The organism is Polaromonas sp. P1_G2 (genome assembly GCF_056405515.1).
In genome coordinates this window covers 1-365 of sequence record NZ_JBFUBY010001711.1, presented here as the reverse complement: position 1 = coordinate 365, position 365 = coordinate 1, and the positions used below count along the sequence as shown (strand labels likewise).

Below are 365 nucleotides of genomic sequence, written 5' to 3'. Positions count from 1 at the left end.
TGAACGACACCGGCGCGAAGACCGCGATGATGGTGAAGCTCGTGGCGATGACGGCGAGGCCGATTTCGTCGGCGGCTTCGATGGCGGCGCGATAGGGCGTTTTGCCCATCTTGATATGCCGCGCGATATTCTCGATCTCGACGATGGCGTCATCGACCAGAATACCGGTCGCCAACGTCATGGCGAGAAAACTCACCAGGTTGAGCGAAAAGCCCAGCATCGACATGATCCAGAAAGTCGGGATCGCCGAGAGCGGCAGGGCCACCGCCGAGATGAGCGTCGCACGCCAATTGCGCAGGAACAGGAAGACAACGATGACAGCCAGTACGGCGCCTTCGACCAGCGTATCGATGGCCGCTTCATAG

Annotated in this window: 1 protein-coding gene; it reads right to left on the bottom strand. The window is 60.0% G+C overall.

The window, feature by feature from the left end; translation table 11 throughout:
- On the bottom strand, positions 1-365 hold a 365-nt coding region (locus AC1D0P_RS32235), incomplete at both ends, for an efflux RND transporter permease subunit (protein WP_477680442.1).